The following is a 22745-nucleotide window of genomic DNA, read 5'->3' as shown; positions in this document are numbered from 1 at the left end:
ATTGCTGCAATGAATCAATTTAAACCCTCTTATGCTTCTGGATGATTTAGCTCCTAAACTACTTGCTTATTCCGGAAAGTGACAGAAGAGGGCTAGAGTGGATATTGAATTAATTTTGTCTAGATTACACGATGTGCGACTTTTTTTATTCTTGTGGGATGGACATATTGTCCGTCCATTGTGGTATTGCAAGATGCCTACCCCACAATGGAATCAAGGTTTAACAAAATTAAGTTGTACACGGCGTTGGATTAGCTATTTTTAACTATTAGCGCTACCACCTAGAGTTGTGAGTTAATTTCATACTTAAGAGGGATGTTGCTCACCTTAAAAATTTAAGTATTAACGTAAGCCTCTGTTGGAAACTCACGTTAAGTATTAATGCAAAGCGATCGCTATACTTACAGCAATTTTCATGTATAGCCGTAGTCACACAGGTTAGGACATTTAGAAACAGTGAAAGAAGAGAGTTAGCAATAGTTTGACCTCCAGCAAGAACTGCCCTCTGCCTCCTGCTATATTTGAACCACACCTATTGTAGGGGCACAAAGACTTGCGTCCCTACCGCGTGGTCTAACCTGAAAATAGCTGTAATTATGGTGTTCGTCTAGCAGAGGTTATGGCAAAACCAATTCCGATTCTTTTGCAGATTATGATTCTTACGACTCAAGCAGATGATTCATGTTTCCCCACCAATTACTACATCTCGAATACGGAGGCTAGGGCCACCACAACCCACTGATAAGCCATTTTGCCCTCCTTTACCACAACCGCCCGATTCATCCCAGTAAAAATCATCGCCAAGTGCCTCAATATCGGCTAAAGTTTGGAATACATTTCCTGAAAGCGTCACATCCCGTACAGGTTCAGCAATTTTGCCGTTCCTAATCATCCACGCTTCCCCAGCACTAAAGGTGAACATTTCTCCATTCGTCATCCCACCCAACCAATTACGAGCATAAACTCCTTCTTTGATATCGGTGAATAAGTCTGCAACTGGTGTTTTACCCCGTTCAATCCAGGTATTTGTCATCCGCACAATGGGAGTAAAGTGATAGTTGAGACAGCGGGCGTTACCCGTAGGCGCTTCCTCCAATTTGCCAGCAGTTTCACGAGAATGTAAACGTCCCACTAAAACTCCATCTTTAATTAGTTGAGTAGTAGTGGCGGGTGTGCCTTCATCGTCATAAAAATAGCTACCGCGATGTCCCTCTGGAGCCGCACCATCAAAAATTTGCAGTTCTTCTGGGCCAAACCGCCGTCCGATAGTCATAACTTCCAGCAAATCAGGGTTTTCGTAAGCCATATCAGCTTCAGAAAGATGTCCGAAGGCTTCATGGACGAATAAACCCGTGAGAATTGGGTCCATGACTACAGTGTAAGTATTGCCTTTGACCGGTGGTAGAGATAAAGCGGCGATCGCTCTTTGAGCAGAACCTTTTACCTGTTCATCCAAACTAGTTAAATCTTCGTAAGCTTTGCGAGAGCCAGTAGTTTCCCGTCCAGTTTGTACAGTTTCGCCATTTCTGGCGGTGGCGGCAAAGCGCATTTCCATATCCACCCAAGATTGCTCGATCAAAGTTCCTTCGGAAGTTGCAATGATTACTTTTTGGGCGCTGTCACCGTAACGCACCGAGGTAGTGGTAATTCGGCGATCGACGCTTTTAAGCAATTGGGCATAGCGATCGCACAATTGTTTTTTCTGCGAGAGTGGAATGTTTCGGGGGTCAGTACCTTTTAGGGGTAGAGTGCATACTGCTTGCACCGGGTCAATAGGTGCAAGTAAAGTTTCTTCATCACCAACCATCCGCGCAGCAGCGATCGCTTCTTCTATGCGATCTTTGATTGTTGCCAGTTGGTTAAAGCAGCTCAACCCCCATCCGCCTTTATAACAAGCGCGTATATGTCCACCAATGGAGAGACCTTCACTAAGGGTTTCTACCTTATCGCCACGCAACAAGATATCAGTCCCTTCTGCTTCTTCAAGACGAATCATTAAATAATCTACACGCCCGCAGTAGCGAGCGATCAGGTCAGAAAGTAAATTTTGTGTGTCAGCAAGTGTAGTCGGCATTTCCAATTAGTAACAATGACTAACTGCATTTATTTTGCAATTATTTAAGGAATTTCTGCTAATCAATATTATGAGGGAACTGAAAACTGAAACTGAGACTAGGGATTATAATTCTTCCTAATACCTAATCCGCAATCTTGCGTGTGGCGTTCTGAATCTTAGTATTTGCTTTTTCACGGCGGGTAAGAACTGAATTATGTGCTAAGGTAGTCAAGTGAGAATAAAATTCGGTTACATTGTTTGTTTTTAGTATTGACAGGCTTTTCCCTTTTGGTCTTAACAAGCTTGCCTCCGAAATCTAAATCTCTACACACCTATGATTTTGGAGATAATGCATGTCAATTTATGTAGGTAATCTATCCTACGAGGTAACACAAGAAGACCTTAACTCTGTGTTTGCCGAACACGGTACTGTAAAGCGGGTTCAGTTACCTACTGACCGTGAAACAGGTCGTCCACGCGGCTTTGCTTTTGTAGAGATGGGCACAGAAGCTGAAGAAACAGCTGCCATTGATGCTCTTGATGGAGCTGAATGGATGGGACGCGACCTCAAAGTAAATAAGGCTAAACCAAAGGAAGATAGAGGCGGTTCTTTTGGTGGTGGCGATCGTCGTGGTGGTGGTGGCGGTGGCTACAATAGATCGCGCTACTAAGCTTTAAGATCAAAAATTAAGTTTTAACGTATAAAGGGCAGAATCATTATCTGCCCTTTATGCACTCCGGTCTACTGAATGGCTAAAACTGCCCAGTAGCAATTAAGTAAGATATGATACAATACGCTTGGTTTAGGGAGAATCCTAGAATCATAGGTTGGGTTTCGTTCCTCAACCCAACCTACACAGTTTATCGTTATTGACGCTAACCCAAGCGTATTGGGAGATAATAAAGATTCTTAGCTGTCGAAAAGGCGATCGCTGTACTCCAAAGGAGAATCTAATAAATAAGCTTTGAACTTCAAAAACCTTTTCTAATATAGCCGTAGTCACACAGGTTAGGACATTTTGAAAGGGTGAAAGCTAGGAATAGTAATAGTTTTACCTCCTACCTCCTACCTCCTACCTCCTGCCTCCTGCCTCCTGCCTCCTGCCTCCTGCTATATAAGCTATTTGTCAAAATCATCCTAAATTTGTTTAAGTTACTGTTGTTCTGTATCAATCAGAATTTCCAGGGGTAATAATATTGTGTCCGGTTAAAGACTTATCATTAAGACCTAAATCAAAAATATTCATAATAATAAGCTGTACTAATAAATTTTAATAAAAAGCCCTCAAGCAAAGATGAGGGCTAGGCAGTTTTTTTTGCTAGAGATATCAATTCAATTCCTTCAAGCACGAGCACGCGTAATCTGAGTAGTATCAAAATCTTGTAGGCGAGTCATATTTCCACTGTTTTTATCAACAATATACACAGCATTAGGTGTCTCATATCTCATAGCTCCAAAGGCGAGGAGTTGACCTGTTGCAGAGCAAACTAAGCTTTGTAAGCCATTATTCCATGCTTGACCATTAACTTTCAATTGTCCTAGTCTGATGGGCTTTTTTTGATTTGAATCTAGCTGCACCAGAGTTGTATCACCATACGCACCAACTATAGTGGTATAAAGTATTCCATTTTGGCACTCGGCTAAATTGTCCACCCGCTCATCCTCCAGGAATTTAATCTTACTAATATAATTTATCTCTCCTGTTTGAAGGTTAATATCCACCAATTTGATCGGTGGTGTACCGTTCTTCTTACCTACTAAACCAATGAGTCGCCCATCGTTAGTACCTAGCAAGCTCCCAAGCTGTTGATTTTGTCTAAGTCCTGAGACTATCAAAGTTTTTACAGGCGTACCCAAAAATGTAATGCGAGTAGGTGTCGCCTGTCTTTGACTAATCGCAACTGGAGTAATGGCTACAACAAGTGTGCCATCGCTTAAAGAGGTAAAACCACTCAATATCTCATTAGGCTCTAATAGAGGTGTACTTTTATCTGTAAGTACCTGAGCCTTTCCTGTAATTAAGGATTGCAAAACTAGTCCTATAGGCTTAATATCTGTGCGAATATCTGTACTTGCACTGTTTAGGGCAGTGTTCTCTACTAATTCAGTTGTGTTTACCTCTGTAATGGCCGTTTGGTCAGTAGTAACCATCGGGCTGGAACCTATACCTACAATATTTAAACTTGGTGTTTCTGCCAAGGCTTTCTTGGTGAGATAACTAAGTCCAGATAATACAGTTCCAGCAAGTGCCAACTGTCCAAATTGGCGACGTGATAGCTTGTAATTCATATTTTCCTTCCTAAAATTAATGACTTTTATTAAGTAGCAGTGCGAATATAAACAGATAAGGCTAATATATTTGCGTCCAGGTTGCTACTGAGGGTGTTCCATTTTTGTCACTAATAAAAAGCATGTACCAGCCTGGAGGTGCGATGTTTCGATTGTTTATTACCGTGACCTTAACAGAAGTAGCGTTTCTAGAAGTAATGGGTGCATCCACTAACCTTTGTTCTGTATCACAAGAATGGGTGGTTGCCATTGGTCTAATAAAACTAACCCATTTAATATTCGCAGCCTGGGGTGTCTGAATTGTAAATTGCTGCCCGTAGGTCACAGTTTGAGGAGCGCTCTGAATAACTGGTCGCGATCGCGACATATATGCAGGACTGTAGATTTCTAATCGCAGTTCATTGACCGTCCGTTGAGGGTTCCCCCCAGCTGTGACGACTCTACCATCTGGTAGCAGCAAGGCCACTGAGTGATATACACGGGGGACATTTTGTTTAGCTACTACTGTCCAAGTATTTGTAGCTGGATTGTAGATTTCTGCTGGCAGCATTGATTGTTTTGTATCCTCATTCATTTTGCTACCATTGCAAACAAACACTGTGCGATCGGGCAATAAAACTGCACTGTGATGCATTCGGGGATAGTTTAAAGGCTTTGCTGCTACGTAAGTTGGATTAGTAGCTTTTAAATCGACAATATTTACCCTCTTTGTTGCTGTCTTACCACTACCCCCACCGAGAATCATCACCTTTTGATCTTGTGCAGGTGGTAAAAGCACACTGGCAGCTTGATCGCCAAAAGCTGAGTCTTGCAGCCCTGTCACCACTTTTTCTGTAATGGATTGTGTAAATGTCTCTGGCAGGGTTAATATCCTTGGTGTCACTCCACTACCACCCATCTGAGCACCTGAATAAAAAACTTTTCCACTATTTAGTAGAAACAGATGCGCGTATGCCGGTAAACCACTCATTGTTGGAAAAGCGTTCCAACCATTTGGAAAGAAAGCAGAATAAATTTCTGGTTGTTTATTGAGCTTGCCATCTTTATCCAGCCCAGACACTGATAAGACTCGACCGCTGCCTAGTGTTAACACAGTAGGATACCAGCGACCATTATTCATTGATAGTATCTTCACCCATTTCTCAGCAATGGGATCGAACATCAGAGCATAGGGTGAACCATAAAATGGGTCATAGCGCAAAGTTCCACCTGCAACTAGTAACTGACCATCAGGGCGGAAGGAGTGACCACCGCAAAAAATATCCATAGGTTGCTTGTTACTATCCAATGGAGGCGCTTGACGGGAAAAGGTTCCCTTGTTTACATCCCACACCACACTGTCATAGGGAGTGTTTAACCGACTAGGGTCGTTACCTGAGCCACAGAAAAAGAATACCTTACCAGTACGGAGTAGAGCGGCATGTATGGGTAGGATTGGAGCACTGTACGACAATACTTGCCATTTATCTGTAGTAGTAGCCTGAGCAATGAAAGTCCCTAAATCTGTTTCCTCTTGAAAGCTAGTTTTGTTATTAGATTGAGTCACTTTGGTTACAATTATTCCTGCGTGAACTTGATTTTTTGAACTTTATTTTAATAATTTATTTCTTAATTCATATCTATACTTCTTTAGGCTTATTTAGCGTTAAGATATGATGTGTTTTCTCATCAGGAAATATAAAATTAGCTTTATAATATAGTAATTGTGCTGTCAATCATCTATGCTGTAGAGCATTTAAATTAAGCCTGAAATACATTGCTGCTATCAATAATACTACATCTCGTGAATCAACTTTTTTCATATTTTATTTTCTTATGTAAGAAAATAAAATATTTTGGTTTTGCAGCCTCAAATTGTGAAATAATAGAAAATATCTAGTCACTCTTGGATAATCAGATGGATTAATAAAAAGTTTGTATAGTAAGGGTTTTGGAGGTTCCAACTAGCAACATTAATTTGTGAATGTATGTTAATCAAGAATAATTATCCAAGACCATCCGTATCTCTACAACTATTTAATGTGGCGGATTACTTCGGCAACTGACCAAGCTTGAGCGATCGCTCCTCTGGGTGTGTGAGGTGAATCGCCATCAAAAATCTCAGAAATAGAACCAAGACAAGCGTCAAAGAAAAAGTGATCTAGCAAAGGTTGCCAATCAAAAGGTAGCGATTGTTGTGGATAAAAGCGTTGCCAAGCCCGAATATATGGCCCAATTAGCCAAGTCCAAACAGTGCCTTGATGATAAGCGCGATCGCGTTGCTGTTGATTACCCTCATATTTCCCTTTATATTCAGGATCTCCTGGATCGAGACTGCGAAGACCATAAGGTGTAAGCAAGCTAGTAGTTGCCAAATCTAATATTTGACACCCTTGCTGTTCAGAAAACCCACAATGGTATAGCGACAGCGCCAAAACGGCATTGGGACGAATTTGAAAATTCCGGCGATCGTCCGGCTCAATAGTATCGTACAGATAACCTAGCTGAGGATTCCAAAACTTTTGCAGTGAGGTTTTCACGTGTTGTGCTTGGTTAGCATAACGCTGTGCTTGCTTAGTGAGACGCACTGGTGAGCCATACTCCATTTGGCTCAAGCGCTCTGCCCACTGACTCAGCCAACATAAAGCAGAATACCACAGCGCATTGATTTCCACTGGCTTCCCGTAACGAGGAGTGACAGGATATGACTCAATTACCACATCCATCCACGTCAGGGCTACACCACGAGCATCCCAACTAACTAGCCCATCAGTAGCATCAACCTGGATATTGAAATGTGTACCACCGACAAATGCTTTATAGATTTGCTGTACTACAGGGAATTGCTCTGCCAAAAAATCCCAGTCTTGGGTAGCTTCTAAATAAAGTCCTAAAGTTTCAATCCACCACAATGCCGCATCAATACTGTTATAAATTGGTTCGCCATTGACATCAGGAAATGCATTTACAATCAAACCGTGGCGACAATAATGCCCAAAAGTTTGCAATACTCCTTTTGCTAGGTCAAAGCGCTGTGGAACTAATGCCAACCCCGGTAAAGCGATTAATGTATCTCGTCCCCAGTCATTAAACCAGTGATAACCAGCAATAACTGTGGGGCTTGCAATTGAGGCTCGATAGACGATAAATTGATCGCTTGCTTTGAGTAGTTGTTGCCAGATTGGGAATTGGGCATTGGGGAGCCAGTGTGTTGGGCGGACAATGCCCGACTTGTTCGCTCTTAGCGTTCCCGTCCCTTGCGCGTCTCCGTCAGGAGAAGGGTAGCAACTGGCGTCATTGGACATGGGGATTGAATCTTCAATTTTGAATTTTGTTAGCGCAGCGTTAGCGAGTCCGCGTTCGCGCAGCGTCTCGTAGAGAGCGTCATTTTGAATTTTGAATTGATTTCTCCCCTGCTCCCCTGCTCCCATACCTCCCTCTGTCCATCCAAAAATCTGTGAGAGCCTTTCTTGCTCTGCCTCCACAGCTTCTGTGAAGGTTTTGAGGGTGAGAACACTTGGCACTGAGTCAGGAAAACCGACTCGTGCTTCTAAAGTCACCGTATCTCCTGGTTGAAGTGTGACTATTAAGTAACCAGGACTGTAAAGGTCTTCCTTGTCGCCTAACCCCCGTTTTGTCTCCTCAGACAATCTATAATCCCAATACCAAACTGCATCTGGTTGATAATTTCCTTGTGTCCAGTGCAAGTGCCAAGGTATGCCAAAGTGCCCAGAATTGATTGCTTGTAGACAGACTTGCTGTTGCCCTAGCAATTGTGAAAACTGTAATTCTTGACTAGCAGCTTGCTGGTGGTGAAAGTCACGTTCTGCTATCAACAGTCGCAACCGTAAAATCGCTGTTTCACTTCCCTCATAACGATACTGGATTAAAATTCGATGGCAAAATTGGGCATTAGGCATGGGGCATGGGGCATTGCTTATCTTCCCTTGTCCCCCCAGTCCCCAGTCCCCATTACCCCTTATCCCCAGAGGGGGCCCCTCCTTCCCCAATCCCCAGCCCCCAGTCCCCACCAAACCATAGGGCATCACCAATTGTCTGGTTAATTGCCAGTTATCTTGACCCCAAGTCCATTTGGGAACTGGGTTAATATCAAAACGGCGTAGCTGTTCATAACCTGTTGGCTCAATCTCACCGTTACCCCAAACATTTGTCCCCAGTGCCACCACGCTCCCTAATATTTCCAAGCTAGCTTCTAGGTGCGAAAACAGCAGAGTCCTTCCAGAAGGTGGGTTTGTCGCGGCAAACAGCCAACCATGATATGTGCGCGTGCGGACATCAGAAACTGTACCGCTGGCAAAACTTCCCAAGCCATTAGTAAGCAACCATTCTCTTGTATCTAAATCAGGCATTTGCTACTCAAAATCGTTATGAGTATGATATAGTCGTAACAGATCGTAATTAAACTGTAAGAGCGTAGATGGGTGTATTTTACTAAACCCAAATTCCAACGCTACTAAACCGATAAAGGAGAATTAGGTTAATGTCCCTTACTTACGGAACCGAAGGAAGCCTCCGCGTTGGTCAACAAGCTCCCGATTTTACAGCAACGGCTGTGGTAGATCAGGAATTTAAGACAATCAAACTTTCTGATTATCGCGGTAAGTATGTCGTTTTGTTTTTCTACCCACTAGACTTTACCTTTGTTTGTCCTACTGAAATCACAGCATTTAGCGATCGCTACGAAGAATTTAAGAAAATCAATACTGAAGTCCTTGGAGCTTCTGTTGACAGTGAATTCTCGCACCTCGCTTGGATTCAAACAGATCGTAAATCTGGTGGCGTTGGCGACCTGAATTATCCTCTAGTCTCCGACATCAAGAAAGAGATTAGCGCCGCTTACAACGTTCTTGACCCAGGAGCAGGCATTGCCTTACGTGGTCTGTTTATCATCGATAAAGATGGTATCATACAGCACGCCACCATTAATAATCTAGCTTTTGGTCGTAGTGTTGATGAAACCCTGCGGACATTACAAGCAATTCAGTATGTTCAATCTCACCCTGACGAAGTTTGCCCAGCTGGTTGGCAACCTGGTGACAAAACAATGAATCCTGACCCAGTGAAGTCTAAAGTTTACTTCTCTGCTGTCTAAATTTACCTAGTTAAAAAACTCTAATCCAGCCTTTTGGAGTGGAAAGTAAAATCAATGAAACCCACAGATAAACAGAGATACACATTAAACAATGTCAACCTCCGTATATATCTGTGGTTTTTTATAAAATACTATTTAAATAGTCAAGAATCAAGGTTAAAAATATGGTGACTTCAACTGACTTTCGTGGCTTATTAAATGAGCGATTCTTCCGCAATTTTTTACCAGTTCCAGCTAGTAATCAACTTAGATTGGGAGTGGGAACGCCAGATTTTCAACTGCCAGATATTACTAACGGAACTTTAATAAAATTCTCTGATTATAGAGGCAAGCAACCAGTGCTACTCGCCTTTACTCGCATCTTTACCGAAAAGCAATATTGCCCTCTTTGTTTTCCTCACATCAAAGCCTTGAATAAAAGCTACGAGCAATTCAAAAATCGTGGTATAGAAGTTTTAATGATTACTAGTACCGATGAACGGCAGAGTCAAATAGTTGTGAAAGATTTAAATATAAAAATGCCACTATTGAGCGATCCTAGTTGTCGATTGTTTCGTACATATCAAGTAGGACAGGCATTGGGAGCGCCTTTACCAGCACAGTTTGTATTAGATAAAGAAGGAAAACTGCGCTACTGGCATTTATTTTCTTTTTTGGATCACAATGCTAGTGTTGAGACATTGTTAGAACAATTCAATTGATTATAAATATTCAAAATAAATTGAATTAGTTCTGAAAATTAGGAATTAAGAATTGGGAACTCTTAAGATTTGAATGATAATTCAGGCCATAATCAAATCTTAAGAGTTCGACTTGGCTCGGTTTTGATACTGCGCGAAGTTGAGGCTTTACAAGAATTTTTTTAGGTATAAAGAACAATATTTTTGATATGTATTTGCTGTCAAGTTTCTCAATAAAGTAATTTAAAATACATATTAGCTTTCTAAATGCTTAGGTTTACTTTTGTACTAATCTTCTCTAAATTGTCATCCCAAATTAACAAAAAATGGCATCGCTAGCCAATATAGAGATGCGTTAATTTTGCATATCTGCATTTTACTTTTTTTAGCGATCGCCATATAAATCCCTTAATGATTATTTGTCCTTCCCACATCTTTTTTATTTTTAGCTTCCTTACTATTCTGCCTCGGAATAGAATTCCAAGGCTAATAGTTCAAGTTCTCTTAAATGGACTAAACAATAATTAATCTCAGGTTTGGTTAAACACTTACCCAAACATGATTCAAGTCCACTTGAGTGAACAGTAGCTCCCAAGGGCAGAACTTAAGTTCTAGACAATATGTGGTTTAGCATAATACTTTTACTGTTACAAAAATGTGGGTAATGACAAGAGTTTAATTATGGGGATTCTGTTTTTGCTTGTTAAAGCCTGAATTGGTTCAAATGACTACGGGGATTATAAGTACGTATAGCCCGGATTTTTTCATAATATTCCCGCTCTTGTTGGCTGAGGTCTTTTGGGGGAACGATCGCCACCTTCACCAGCTGATCGCCTCGTCCACCTTTGGCGAGGGGCCAACCTTTGCCACGTAAACGTAGAGATTGACCAGAACGCACTCCTGCTGGTAGTTTGACATTAACTGAACCATCGGGAGTTGGTACATCAATAGACGCTCCCAGAGTAGCTTCATCTGGTGTGATTGGCACTTCGCATACCAAGTTATCGCCTTCCATTTGGAAGAACGAGTGCGGCTGAAGTTCGACTTTTAAGTATAAATCCCCCCGTTGTTGAGTCATGGGGTTGATCTGACCTTTGCCCCGCACCCGTAGGCGAGTACCAGTTTTAGCCCCAGATGGAATGTTGACATCTATTGTTTCATTACCTAAACTGAAGCGCTTTTTCACACCATTAAATGCTTCCGCAAAAGTTAGAGCGATCGCAGCTTCACTATCCTGAGTACTACCCACACCTCCATCTTGAAACCCAAAATCATTAAAGCTGCTGTTAAAATTAGTTGAAGTACCTGGAGAAGTGCGGTATGAGTAACTTCGTGAGTGACTTTGCCGCCCCGCACCACGAGGGGGAGCACCACCAAAGCGTCCTAGCAACTCATTAATGAACTCATCAAAATTGCCGTATTGACTGAAGTCAAAGTTACCCATATCAGGGCCAGCGCCGCCAGATGGGAAACCTTCACCAGCTTGTTTCCAATATTGACCAAATTGATCGTACTTTTTGCGTTTATCTGTGTCTGATATAACTTCGTAGGCTTCGCTAACTTCTTTGAAGCGTGCTTCTGCCTGTTTGTTGTTTGGGTTAACATCAGGGTGATATTTGCGGGCTAGTTTACGAAAGGCTTGTTTAATTTCTTCTGAACTGGCAGTCTTACTGACTCCCAAAATAGCGTAATAGTCCTTGAAGTCGGTTGCAGCCATCTACCAGCCTCCTAATTAGAAATTCCCGTTATGTTTTTTTGAAGATGAGAGATATTTCATTTGCCTGGTATAGTGCCAAACAAAAAGAATCTGATTTCAAATTAACAAAAAATATCGAAAATCAAGTGTGGTTCTCGCTCACTAAGGAATCGCAATTCCCGTACTCCGATTTTTCTGATAAGCGGCTCAGGCTGTCTAATCCTTCTTCCCGACTTGGGGGAGCATCTCGGAGTTGACGATGCATCCGCAAAATAATTTCTTCTGGAACTTGACGCGATCGCTTTTTATTCCGTGCCAAACATAGCCAAACTGGTGTGTCTACCCAAACTCCGTTAATATGGTTAAAGCCCTGCTTACGGGCGAAAGTAATCATTTCACGGCGATGGCGACGCTGGGCATTAGTGGCATCAAAAATAGCTATATTCGTTGTGGAAATAGCTTGCTGAAATTGCCGCTCAATTTCGCGCCAAATCAGCAGCCACGGGCCTTGAACGGCTTGGGAACCGAACAATTGCCCTCGAATGGCATCTGTAGAAATTAGCGCCATTTGGGGGAATTGTGTCAGTAATTGTTTTGCCAAAGTTGATTTCCCGCTCCCTGGAAGACCAATCAGCAAAATGAGTACTGAGTGCTGAGTACTGAGTGCTGAGTAAGAAGTGAAAAGTGAGGAGTGATTAAATGTTGTATTCATAACTCATAACTCCTAACTCAGTACGGGCTAAACCTTAGCTATCCGCTAACACAACTCAGCACTCAGCACTATTAAATGATGGTTCCATCAGGAATTACAGCATTTTTTAGCACGACAACGATACCACTACGGATGTAGAAACCTTGACTTTCGCGGTCAGCTTCTTGGACGTTATCTTTATTGATGATTTTGACATTGTTACCGATACTGGCGTTTTTATCAATGATGGCACCGCGAATAATCGAGTCAGTACCAATACCTACGGGAACTTCACCTTTTTCTAGGTTACATTGGCGTTCTACAAAAGGTTGGTAAAAATCTGCACCCATGAGTAAGGACTCTTCGATGACACTACCAGATTCAATTCGCGATCGCACTCCCAACACTGAATGTTGAATGCGGCAATTTTTCAAAATACAACCTTCGCCGATAATTGATTCTGTAACCTGGCATTCTAATAGTTTACTCGGAGGTAAGTAGCGAGCGCGAGTATAAATTGGCGCTTCCTCATCGTAGAAACTAAAAGGTGGCAGAGGCTGCTGAGTCAGGGCTAAATTGGCATGATAAAATGCTTCTATTGTTCCAATATCTTCCCAGTAATCATCAAAAAGGTAAGCTTGAACGTTGTAATCTTTAGAGGCATCAGGAATAATTTCTTTGCCGAAATCAGTCCTTTCTATACCTTCTCTCAACAATTTGAACAAAACATCTTTTTTAAAGACATAAATGCCCATTGAAGCGATGTAAGGCTGTTGCTGGGCTTGTTCTTTTGATAATCCCAGTACACTTGTATCAACTTGCATTTGGCGTAACGCTTCACCTTTGGGTTTTTCGCTAAAATCGATTACCCTACCAGAATTGTCAATTTTCATCAAGCCGAAATCTGAGGCGCGGCGCTCATCAATGGGGATGACTGAGAGAGTGATATCAGCCCCCGTTTCTCTATGGCGCTCGATAAACTGGCGATAATCCATGCGGTAGAGGTGATCGCCTGAGAGAATTAGATATTCTTCTACATCCCATTCTTCCATTAACCACAGGTACTGACGTACAGCATCGGCTGTACCTTGGAACCAGTTAGGGTTTTCTGGTGTTTGTTGTGCGGCTAGCACTTCTACAAACCCTTCATTGAAACCAGTAAAGTTATAGGTACGGGCAATGTGACGATTCAGGGAAGCTGAGTTGAATTGTGTCAGGACGTAAATTTTGAATATTTCGGAATTTATGCAGTTACTAACAGGGATATCGATTAAGCGGTACTTACCCGCCACTGGTACTGCTGGTTTAGCGCGTAGTTTGGTTAGTGGGTAAAGTCGAGTACCCGCACCACCACCAAGGATGATTGATAATACTTTTTTCACAAAATTTCTCCAGACTGCCTGTTCAACTCTCATCTTAAGTTTAGGACTGTCTGCCACCACAGGTAAGGGGGATCGTCAGATTCTTTGGGATGAATTTTATAGAATGCTACTGGTGATGGGTAGCACTGCTAATGAATAAATAATTAGAACATTTGTATTAATTGAATTGAAAAGTCAAGGAGCGATCGCTAGACTCTACTCATATTCATCGACATAACTAAATTTCAGGTTATGGTAAAAAAACATAACTTTAAAAACCTTCATCGTCTTGACAAAGTGTAAATACTTCTTCAAATTGATCGATAAATAATAGATGCGGTTTATTTTGCTGCTGTTGTCGAGTAAAAATATCAACAAGTTTACCTAAAGGATGCTCTTTTAACAACTGTACCCGTGAAAATATTATATTCTTCACTCTTAATCACTCCGGCGCGTTAAAAGCCACGACAAGCTGTAATTAAGTAATAATCCTTCTGTGTATTAGAAACGTTAAGAGTTCTTTCTATTAACTTGTCTCTCAAGAAAATAGCTGCTATGACAGCAATCTAGTAGCATCACCAAACTATTCAATTGCGAATCTCGAAGAATATAAGGATGTACGAACAGATGCGATCGCTCGGATGCAACGAGCTTGTCAAATGATTCGCTCTTATACTATCTATGCTCTTAGTGCTTTTAAAGACTTCAACACTGCTGAGATTGAAGAGGTAAAACTTACATTTGGCATTAAATTGGGTGGCAAAGCAGGTATTCCTTACATTACCGAAGGTTCAGCTGAAAGTAATCTGCAAATTGAGGTGAAGTGTAAGTTTACAGAAAAACCAAAACCTGATTCACAGTAATAGCAAAAAATTATTTGTACAAAGAGTGGGCAATGCCCATTAAACGCCTAACTTGCCTGTATTGATTCTCTTGTTAACCAAACGTAATTGCTGCGATCGCCTCAAATATTTCACCCAAGGTTGCTCTGATAACTGAGAAATGGCATTTGGTGAAAGTGTTGCCGTGAAAATATCTTTGCCACTGTTAACACCACTAACGCCTAAACTTTCTAAAAAACTAGTTGCAGCAGAGTCTAAAATTGGTTCAGTATGGATAAAAACCCCCAAACTAGTTTCTTCTGAATTTTGAACATCATTTAGCGCTGTAGCAAGAGCGGCATCTAGTTTCTGATAATTCACCAGCAACTCCTTGGTAAACAGGGTAGACATTTTTGCCTACCCTAGATTATCAAATTTATCGGTTATTGTTGCCTATCCTTGTGCAGAAATAATATCTACCTTTTTCAGTCTAATTACAGATTAGTTGCGTTAATGACTCCATAACCCCATTTGTCATCAAATGTGCCTGCGGGTTTTCCGGGAATGGCACTATTTTTACGTAGCGAGTCTTTCACCGTAGCCGGATCGAGTTTAGGATCGCGCTGCAACAGCAGTGCTACTAACCCACTAACAAACGGTGTCGCCATACTTGTACCAGCCTGCACCACAAACTTGGAATTAATCATCGATGAGCGAGCAAAATTTGCATCGGCGGAAAGTGTTGAAACAATCATTGCTCCTGGTGCTGCTATATCCGGCTTCTGTGCATCATTACGTAAAGGCCCTTCACTACTGAATTCCGAAATAGTATTCAGTTCTAAGCCCATTTCTCGCACTTGGTTATCAATATCTGTGTATTTAGTTTTAGTCGTATAAGCAGCAACTGTAATTGCACTGCTGGCAGCTCCTGGCGAACCAATTTTTAACGCATCCTTTACACTTTTACCTGTAAAAAACACTGATGAACTGTCATCTAGTGTCCACACATCTAAACGCGTGTCAGTTGGAGAAGTGTTGCGGACTCGCAGTTGCCAAACACCTCCCATGACTGGCGAGGGGTCAATACCACGTATTTGCACAAAGAAATTATGGTCGCCGTTGGCTTGGTCTGGTGCTGGTGTCGCTAATTGCACCCGTGCATCTGGTAACTGGTAATCTTGGGCCGCATTACCTTCAGTAATGATTTTTTGGAAGGGAGTAACAAAACCGTTAGGACTCCGCACAGACACTTCCAATTCGCTATCTTTGGCATACCAAGCGTTTAACCAAACTATGCCTACTTGATTCAAAGGAACATTAAACCGCATACCACGAGTGCATCCACTGGATATCGTCGCTTGTCCATGAATGTTATCGTTTCCTTCGTTACCCGCAGCACAGCAAACAATTCTTCCTGGCCCAGTTTCGGCGTCGATGACTTTGGATAAGGAGTCGCTACCATCATGGGCATCAGCGTGTCCACCCAAGCTGAGATTTACCACTGCTGGGCGTCCCAACTCTCTAGCAACTCGGAAAATGTAACGCACACCATCTGCAATGTGGGCATCCTGTAAATCTGATCTGACGATAACTAATTCTGCTTCTGGTGCGACACCACTAAAACTAGCATCAGCACCAGCAGCAATTCCCGCAACGTGAGTACCATGACCACCACTATCCTGAGAAACTGTCAACTGCGCTCCAGTCAATTCAGCCCCATAACCGCCCTCTGTGACTCCTGGGCCTGACAATGTTTGATCCCAAATGTGTAAAATTCGTCCAGCAAAGGCGGGGTGTTTGGGATCGATACCACTGTCTATAATGCCGATGATTACCCCTTTACCAGTCAGTCCGGTTTTATTCTGGAACTCCGGCAGTTTAACTGTTCCCATTGCAGTGTCCATCCTCAAATGAAGTTTGCGTGATGGCTTAATCCGTTGAATCACATCTTCTTCAGATAAGACATCTAAACTCTCTATTGGTAAGAAAGCCGTCCGCACACTCCCAGAGTTTTGATTGACTTCAATATTATATTGTGATAAATAACTTAAGTCTGCATCAGGGTCGCAGTATATAAAAACGACGCTCTTAGTAGGCTTGACCGGGCTTTTGTGGGCAATGATACCAAGCGATCGCTTGTGTGTAACTAAAGCTTTATCTCCTTCATTTTGATAGTCTTGATATGCCAAAAGTAGTCCAGGAGAAAGTTTTTCGTGTCTCATTTTTACCTCAAACTCAATTTATTTGCTGTCAACGAAGTACTAATTTTAGTAGGATAAGTCGCTCTAGATTAACGCAGACTATGTACTTTTTTCGCTTCAATTATTTGATGCGACTATAGTTATCTATTTATTTTATAGATAACATCAAATAAGCTTAGGAGGTAAGAGTTATTCCTAAGATAATTGTTAATTCATAACTCATATTTTTGAATTATGTATCCCTCATAGCAATTTTCTGTGGTTCCTGAGACATCTTTGCTCGGTTGCATCTAAGAATTACCGAAATCTGAAGTAACAGGTAATTTTTCTAAAGCTATTAAACTAATCCATTGTCTGGTTAAATCATTACGGACAAAGTAAATAAAATTAAGAATAATTAAGTAATAAATAAATTTCTTAAATGACCTACTTAGTCAAAATATAGGACTCATATTTGATTTTTGAACAAAACTCAGTACACCTTTATTCCTTCTTAAGAGTCCCCAGTCCCCAGTCCCCAGTCCCCAGTCCCTTACCTCTACGAATGATTCAGAAATCAAATCGGATTGCTATAGTTAAGACTGATAACATTTGCGTATAAAACAGCATGAAAAAGGCTAAATCACTAATGAATACTGATAAATGACAGATTCTCTATCATAAGTAAGAGCCATAAAGAAGCTAATATTTGCAACGATCGCTTCTGAACATCCAAAAAGTTATTCATGCAAATTCAAACACCAGACTGGGTAAAACACGCGGTTTTCTACCAAATCTTCCCAGATCGTTTTGCCAGAAGCAAACAGCCGCACAAACGGTTATTGCAGGAAGCCCGTTGGGAAGATTGGGATGCAATGCCAACACTCCAAGGCTATAAAGGCGGCGATTTATGGGGCATCATGGAGGATTTAGACTATATCCAGAATTTAGGGATTAATGCGATTTACTTCACACCCATTTTTCAATCTGCCTGCAATCATCGCTATCATACCCACGATTATTATCTAGTTGACCCGATGTTAGGGGGCAACGAAGCTTTTAAAGAATTACTTGATGCAGCCCATCAACGAAATATCAAAGTTGTTCTGGATGGAGTGTTTAACCATTCCAGCCGGGGCTTTTTCTTTTTCCATGACGTTTTAGAAAATGGCCCCCATTCGCCTTGGGTAAATTGGTTCAAAATAGAAGGCTGGCCCCTTTCAGCTTATGATGGGAACTTACCTGCTAACTACGTGGGTTGGGTGGGAAATCGTGCTTTACCAGAATTTAATCACAATAATCCAGAAGTACGAGAATATATTATGGAAATTGCCGAATATTGGATTAAATTCGGCATCGATGGTTGGCGATTGGATGTACCATTTGAAATCAAAACTCCTGGTTTTTGGCAGGAATTTCGCGATCGCGTCAAGGCAGTCAATCCTGAAGCTTACATTGTGGGCGAAGTCTGGGGAGATTCACGTGAGTGGCTAGATGGAACGCAATTTGACGGCGTGATGAATTATTTATTTGCCGGGCCAACAATTGCTTTTGCAGCTGGCGATCGCGTAGTCTTAGACCAAGTTCAAAGCCGCGACTATCAACCCTACCCACCCTTATTTGCCGCCGAATACGCTGCCAAAATCCAAGAAGTTCTGCAACTTTACCCTTGGGAAATTCAGCTAACTCAACTCAATTTGCTTGCAAGTCACGATACAGCGCGATTGATGACCATTGCAGGCGGTGATATAGCCAGTATAGAATTATCAACTCTACTGCTACTCACCTTTCCCGGTGCCCCCAGCATCTACTATGGTGATGAAGTTGGTTTACCTGGTGCAATAGATCCCGACTCACGCCGTGGCTTTCCTTTAGAGAGTAACTGGAATCAAGAAATTTTTAATACTCACCGTCAATTAATTGCCCTGCGCCAAACTTACCCAGCCTTGCGTACAGGTGATTACCAAGTTATCTATGCTCAAGGAGAACTTTATATCTTTGCGCGAACTCTAGGAACAGAAGAATTAATAATTGTCGTCAACGCTGGTACAAGTTCGGTAACAGCGAATGCAGATGTCGCCACTTTGCATACTCAACCCACCAAACTTTTATATGGTAATGCTGAAGTTGAGTGGAATAGTAAAGGAGAAACTCAGCAGTTGTCATTGACTGTTCCCGCACGCAGTGGGTGTATTTTGGGGACTGGGGATTAGGTATTGGGGATTGGGGAACTGGGGAGAAGTTGCAGTAAGTTTTTCCCCTCTGCCCCCATGCCCAATTACAAATTACATTACCTTCCCGCCACCATTGCAGGCATCAATACCCCATCAATAATATGGATCACGCCATTGTCTGCCAGAATATCTGTTTTCAATACATTGGCGTTATTCACCTTAAATTTACCATCGGCAGATTCAATAGCTACAATTGATCCCTCCAGTGTTTCTGCCTCGTTAATCTGTACCAAATCATCAGACCGAACATCCCCACTAGCGATATGATACGCCACAATTTTCTGGAGCTTGGGGATATCTTGTAGTAGCGAGTCTAAAGTTCCCTCTGGCAGATTGGCAAAAGCTTCGTCAGTCGGTGCAAAGAGCGTGAAAGAACCAGGGCTTTTCAAAGTTTCGATGAAATTTACAGCTTTAGCAGCCTTTATTAGAGTATTGAAATTACCTGCTGCGATCGCAGTTTCCACAAGGTCAGCCATGAAGGTGCGTTATTTAATACTACAAGTTACTTATAAAGTGACTAAAATATCTTAGCCTCTATCAATAGAGAGGTTGCTGGCGATTTAACAGACAGCAGCAGACTGATTTAGTACTGTTACACTAGTGAATGACCTCAAGAACCACTGATTATGCTAAAGCGTTCTAAGTTCGAGACAACTCAATCTCAGATTATGCACCGTTCTGAGGATCTGATTAGTGCAGCCTCAAATCGATACCGCATTACAGTTCAGGTGGCAAATCGTGCTAAACGTCGGCGTTACGAAGACTTTGAAAATAACGAAGATGCAATGATGAAGCCAGTGCTAAGGGCAATTATCGAAATGTCCGATGAATTGACTCAACCAGAAATTATCGGCGAACTATAAGATTGAGTGCTGAGTGCTGAATTCTGAATCAGGCAAATTCATATTTTCACTCAGCAACGCCTAAAATATTGTTCTATGAAAAAGATAAAATTTCTGTTTAAATCAATTTTCTCAAAACTCGCAACTCAGCACTCATTACTACTGCTTACTTTAATGTTAGTGAGTGTAATTGTTTTGGGATCAGGCGCGGATAAATCAATACATAGAAATTTATTTAGTATCCAACCTGCTGATGCTCAGAGAATCACTCCTGGGGATGTTTGGCAGCAAGTATATCAGGAATTGCCAGATTTACCCAAGGAAAATAAGTATATCAGCAAAGAAAATGGCAAAGTTGCCGAAAATAATACCTTAGCAAGTCGCCTAATTAGATATCACATTTATACTAAAGGGCGGGCCCCCATTTATCGCTTAGATTGGAAGCTGACTTTAGCTGATTACCTGGGTGCGAACGAAATTATGTATGATACTACCTATCCAGGAAATGATGCACTACGGGAAAATCCGATAGAAGGCGATCGCAAAGCCATCAAGAGTCTTACCCGCAGCCAACGAGATGCCTTAGTGCAAGTCTTAGTAAATATATTTAATCCTACTTCTCAAAATACCTCATCCCCTAACCCTAATACCGCACCCAGTCCGACTCCATCAACTTCCCCACAGCCACCGCAACGAGGAGGTGCCGAACTACTAAAATGATAAATTTTCCTTTGCATTCCTCTGCGTTAAACTCTGCGTACCTCTGCGTTTAAAAAACTAAACTATGGAACGCGTTGTCAAAACCGGATCGGGTTGGCGTATTGGCTGGAACCCCGATACACCTGAGTTTAAAGGTTTAGTTGGTACAGATGATTGGGCAATTGAATTAACCGAAGCCGAGTTAAATGATTTTTGCCGTTTACTAGCACAGCTAGCAGACACCATGAACCAACTTGCAACTGAATTGATGGAAGAGGAAAAAATTACTTGTGAAGCCGAAAGCGATTTATTATGGATGGAAGTAGAAGGCTATCCTCATGATTACAGTCTGCGCTTCATATTGAATACAGGGAGATGTGTAGAAGGTAAATGGAATGCTTCTGCTGTTCCAGATTTACTGCAAGCTACTGGGCTGCTTAAGGTTTTTTAAGATTACCTCTTGATTATCCTACAGTTTTGCTATATGATAGGAATTCTGACCGGGGCGTAGCGCAGCTTGGTAGCGCGCCACTTTGGGGTAGTGGAGGTCGTGGGTTCGAATCCCGCCGCTCCGATTAGATGATAAGCCATACCTGCTAGTCTTTTTAAAAGATTAGCAGGTTTTTTCATAGTTTTTACCTGAAAAAACCTAACCAAACAGTAAATTGGGATATACCCGCACAATCAAAAATAATAAGTAATTAGGCGGACTTAATATAAAATTTCTAGCAGATTAGTAGGTAGATTGGTATGAGTGAAAGTACAGAAACAATTTTCAGCAAAATCATTAGTCGGGAAATTCCCGCTGATATTGTTTATGAGGATAATTTAGCCCTAGCATTCAAAGACATCCACCCCCAAGCGCCCGTTCACATCTTGATCATTCCCAAAAAAACTATTGCTACATTAGCTGATGTTGAATCTGAGGATCATGCGCTGTTGGGGCATCTTTTGTTAACTGCTAAACGTGTTGCCGAAAAAGCCGGATTAAAGAATGGTTATCGAGTTGTCATCAATGCTGGTGATGACGGCGGTCAAACAGTCAATCACTTACATTTGCATATTTTGGGAGGACGGCAGTTGGATTGGCCCCCTGGTTGATCAGAGGCAGGAGGTAAGGGGCAGAGTAAAAGGTACAAACTGAGTCGAATTGTGGACGAAAGCACTCCTGCTCCCTGCTTTTCTGCTTTTTTGTATCAAGGATTGTAGTGCTTAATTCTGGCAGCGCATTTTCACTTGACCATGCGGTAGTGTAAAAACAACTCACTTCCAACCTGACGAGTTTCTATGAGTTGGAGATGAGGAGCAGCATTGGGAATAAAACCTTCTCCCTCCACTGGGCTAGGGGCGTGCTTTCCTCCAAAAATGACTGGCCAAATGGTTAACCACCAATCGTCAATTCGCCCTGCCTGTAGTAGAGCAGCTGTTAAAGAGCCACCTCCCAAAGCAACGACTTTGTGAATACCCCGCTCTGCCATCAAGGTGTAGGCCCGCTCCCAGTCTAGGTCTGTATCTCCCAAATCAATTAATTCAGCTAGTTTTTCTAAGGTTTTTGTATCAGAACTGTGCTGCAAAGCAGCCCGTGTCGTAAATATCCATCGCTCAATGTCTTGACTCAAAAAAGGCAAGTCCGGCGATAAGTCTAGGGAACCTGAAACAACACAAGTAATCGGCTGAGGAGACTGACCCCGAACCTCACGCGCTGCTAACAGTTCGGGATCGCGAATTGTAAAGGTTTCCCCCTCAGCCCGAATCGTTCCTGCTCCTATCAGAATTAAATCGGCAAGGGAAGCTTGATACTCCAAGTGTGCTTGATCGACTACATCAGGTTCACGAGGCGCTTTCGGATCTACGGCACTAATTTTTCCATCTGCCGTCATGGCAAGAACTACAGTTGTTTGGATAGCTGACATGATTATGTTGCAAAGATTCTTTATAATTTTACCTTTTTGAACTCCTTCTATACTTTAGATTCAGTAGTGCTAAGTACTTCGGCTTAGAGTACCCAGTAAGCTGTTAGGCAGCTAGATTGTATAATAAGAGATTAAATAATTAATTTAGTATCAGCCACTTATGCCAGCCAAAAATCACCTTTCTGAAGAG

At 41.9% G+C, this 22745-nt stretch carries 21 protein-coding genes and 1 tRNA gene; 10 read left to right on the top strand and 12 right to left on the bottom strand.

The window, feature by feature from the left end; translation table 11 throughout:
• Positions 1 to 679 precede the first annotated feature (679 nt).
• The gene (locus V7K79_RS07220) at positions 680 to 2074 is read right to left on the bottom strand and encodes a TldD/PmbA family protein (RefSeq protein WP_335046072.1); all 1395 of its coding nucleotides are present in this window, start codon (positions 2072 to 2074) and stop codon (positions 680 to 682) included.
• A gap of 335 nt (positions 2075 to 2409) precedes the next feature.
• On the opposite strand from V7K79_RS07220, the gene V7K79_RS07215 reads away from it, so the two are divergent.
• Positions 2410 to 2727 carry an RNA recognition motif domain-containing protein gene (locus tag V7K79_RS07215; protein WP_322672574.1) on the top strand — a complete coding sequence of 106 codons (318 nt, stop codon included), beginning with the start codon at positions 2410 to 2412 and terminating at the stop codon, positions 2725 to 2727.
• A 671-nt stretch (positions 2728 to 3398) separates the two neighbouring features.
• On the opposite strand, the gene V7K79_RS07210 is transcribed toward V7K79_RS07215, so the two are convergent.
• From V7K79_RS07210 to V7K79_RS07200, 3 genes are all read right to left on the bottom strand, one after another.
• On the bottom strand, positions 3399 to 4346 hold the full coding sequence (locus V7K79_RS07210; protein ID WP_335046069.1) for a hypothetical protein: 948 nt from the start codon (positions 4344 to 4346) through the stop codon (positions 3399 to 3401).
• Between the two features lie 61 nt (positions 4347 to 4407).
• Complete coding sequence (locus V7K79_RS07205) at positions 4408 to 5892, bottom strand: galactose oxidase-like domain-containing protein (RefSeq protein ID WP_335046067.1); 1485 nt, start codon at positions 5890 to 5892, stop codon at positions 4408 to 4410.
• A 466-nt stretch (positions 5893 to 6358) separates the two neighbouring features.
• Entirely contained in the window at positions 6359 to 8695 is a 2337-nt protein-coding gene (locus V7K79_RS07200; protein WP_335046066.1) for an amylo-alpha-1,6-glucosidase, read from the bottom strand.
• Positions 8696 to 8826: 131 nt separating this feature from the next.
• Between V7K79_RS07200 and V7K79_RS07195 the strand changes: the two genes are divergently transcribed.
• A complete protein-coding gene (locus tag V7K79_RS07195; RefSeq protein WP_335046064.1) occupies positions 8827 to 9438 on the top strand; it encodes a peroxiredoxin in 612 nt (203 codons plus the stop codon).
• Positions 9439 to 9602: 164 nt separating this feature from the next.
• Positions 9603 to 10139 carry a peroxiredoxin family protein gene (locus V7K79_RS07190; protein WP_335046063.1) on the top strand — a complete coding sequence of 179 codons (537 nt, stop codon included), beginning with the start codon at positions 9603 to 9605 and terminating at the stop codon, positions 10137 to 10139.
• A gap of 682 nt (positions 10140 to 10821) precedes the next feature.
• Here the strand turns inward: V7K79_RS07190 and V7K79_RS07185 are convergent.
• The 4 genes from V7K79_RS07185 to V7K79_RS07170 all read right to left on the bottom strand — a co-directional run bounded on the left by V7K79_RS07185 (position 10822) and on the right by V7K79_RS07170 (position 14302).
• Positions 10822 to 11835: a DnaJ C-terminal domain-containing protein gene (locus V7K79_RS07185; protein ID WP_335046061.1), complete on the bottom strand. Its 1014-nt coding sequence runs from the start codon at positions 11833 to 11835 to the stop codon at positions 10822 to 10824.
• A gap of 121 nt (positions 11836 to 11956) precedes the next feature.
• Complete coding sequence (locus V7K79_RS07180; protein ID WP_335046059.1) at positions 11957 to 12526, bottom strand: AAA family ATPase; 570 nt, start codon at positions 12524 to 12526, stop codon at positions 11957 to 11959.
• Positions 12527 to 12597: 71 nt separating this feature from the next.
• Complete coding sequence (locus tag V7K79_RS07175) at positions 12598 to 13887, bottom strand: glucose-1-phosphate adenylyltransferase (RefSeq protein ID WP_335046057.1); 1290 nt, start codon at positions 13885 to 13887, stop codon at positions 12598 to 12600.
• Between the two features lie 250 nt (positions 13888 to 14137).
• Positions 14138 to 14302, bottom strand: a complete 165-nt coding sequence (locus tag V7K79_RS07170; protein WP_335046056.1) for an nSTAND1 domain-containing NTPase — start codon at positions 14300 to 14302, stop codon at positions 14138 to 14140.
• A gap of 154 nt (positions 14303 to 14456) precedes the next feature.
• Here V7K79_RS07170 and V7K79_RS07165 point away from each other — a divergent pair, with 154 nt between their 5' ends.
• On the top strand, positions 14457 to 14729 hold the full coding sequence (locus V7K79_RS07165) for a CU044_2847 family protein (RefSeq protein ID WP_335046076.1): 273 nt from the start codon (positions 14457 to 14459) through the stop codon (positions 14727 to 14729).
• Positions 14730 to 14768: 39 nt separating this feature from the next.
• Here the strand turns inward: V7K79_RS07165 and V7K79_RS07160 are convergent, their stop codons facing one another.
• Together V7K79_RS07160 and V7K79_RS07155 are read right to left on the bottom strand one after the other, a co-directional pair.
• Complete coding sequence (locus V7K79_RS07160) at positions 14769 to 15068, bottom strand: hypothetical protein (RefSeq protein WP_335046074.1); 300 nt, start codon at positions 15066 to 15068, stop codon at positions 14769 to 14771.
• Between the two features lie 113 nt (positions 15069 to 15181).
• Positions 15182 to 16909: a S8 family serine peptidase gene (locus tag V7K79_RS07155; RefSeq protein ID WP_335046054.1), complete on the bottom strand. Its 1728-nt coding sequence runs from the start codon at positions 16907 to 16909 to the stop codon at positions 15182 to 15184.
• A 704-nt stretch (positions 16910 to 17613) separates the two neighbouring features.
• Here V7K79_RS07155 and V7K79_RS07150 point away from each other — a divergent pair.
• Complete coding sequence (locus V7K79_RS07150; protein WP_335046052.1) at positions 17614 to 19080, top strand: glycoside hydrolase family 13 protein; 1467 nt, start codon at positions 17614 to 17616, stop codon at positions 19078 to 19080.
• A 77-nt stretch (positions 19081 to 19157) separates the two neighbouring features.
• On the opposite strand, the gene V7K79_RS07145 is transcribed toward V7K79_RS07150, so the two are convergent.
• Positions 19158 to 19577, bottom strand: a complete 420-nt coding sequence (locus V7K79_RS07145; protein ID WP_335046051.1) for a fasciclin domain-containing protein — start codon at positions 19575 to 19577, stop codon at positions 19158 to 19160.
• A 150-nt stretch (positions 19578 to 19727) separates the two neighbouring features.
• Here V7K79_RS07145 and V7K79_RS07140 point away from each other — a divergent pair, with 150 nt between their 5' ends.
• From V7K79_RS07140 to V7K79_RS07120, 5 genes are all read left to right on the top strand, one after another.
• Positions 19728 to 19964: a DNA-directed RNA polymerase subunit omega gene (locus tag V7K79_RS07140; protein ID WP_335046049.1), complete on the top strand. Its 237-nt coding sequence runs from the start codon at positions 19728 to 19730 to the stop codon at positions 19962 to 19964.
• 153 nt (positions 19965 to 20117) lie between these two features.
• A complete protein-coding gene (locus tag V7K79_RS07135) occupies positions 20118 to 20663 on the top strand; it encodes a hypothetical protein (protein ID WP_335046047.1) in 546 nt (181 codons plus the stop codon).
• A gap of 64 nt (positions 20664 to 20727) precedes the next feature.
• Positions 20728 to 21093 carry a DUF1818 family protein gene (locus tag V7K79_RS07130; RefSeq protein WP_335046045.1) on the top strand — a complete coding sequence of 122 codons (366 nt, stop codon included), beginning with the start codon at positions 20728 to 20730 and terminating at the stop codon, positions 21091 to 21093.
• 50 nt (positions 21094 to 21143) lie between these two features.
• Positions 21144 to 21217 (top strand) — tRNA-Pro (locus V7K79_RS07125).
• 175 nt (positions 21218 to 21392) lie between these two features.
• The gene (locus V7K79_RS07120) at positions 21393 to 21743 is read left to right on the top strand and encodes a histidine triad nucleotide-binding protein (RefSeq protein WP_335046043.1); all 351 of its coding nucleotides are present in this window, start codon (positions 21393 to 21395) and stop codon (positions 21741 to 21743) included.
• A gap of 131 nt (positions 21744 to 21874) precedes the next feature.
• Here V7K79_RS07120 and V7K79_RS07115 read toward each other — a convergent pair whose 3' ends face one another.
• Positions 21875 to 22555, bottom strand: a complete 681-nt coding sequence (locus V7K79_RS07115) for a RibD family protein (protein WP_335046042.1) — start codon at positions 22553 to 22555, stop codon at positions 21875 to 21877.
• Between the last annotated feature and the right edge of the window lie 190 nt (positions 22556 to 22745).

Origin of the sequence: Nostoc sp., assembly GCF_036917575.1 — a bacterium.
In the GTDB taxonomy this organism is placed as follows: domain Bacteria; phylum Cyanobacteriota; class Cyanobacteriia; order Cyanobacteriales; family Nostocaceae; genus Nostoc.
This window is presented reverse-complemented; position numbering and strand designations above follow the sequence as displayed.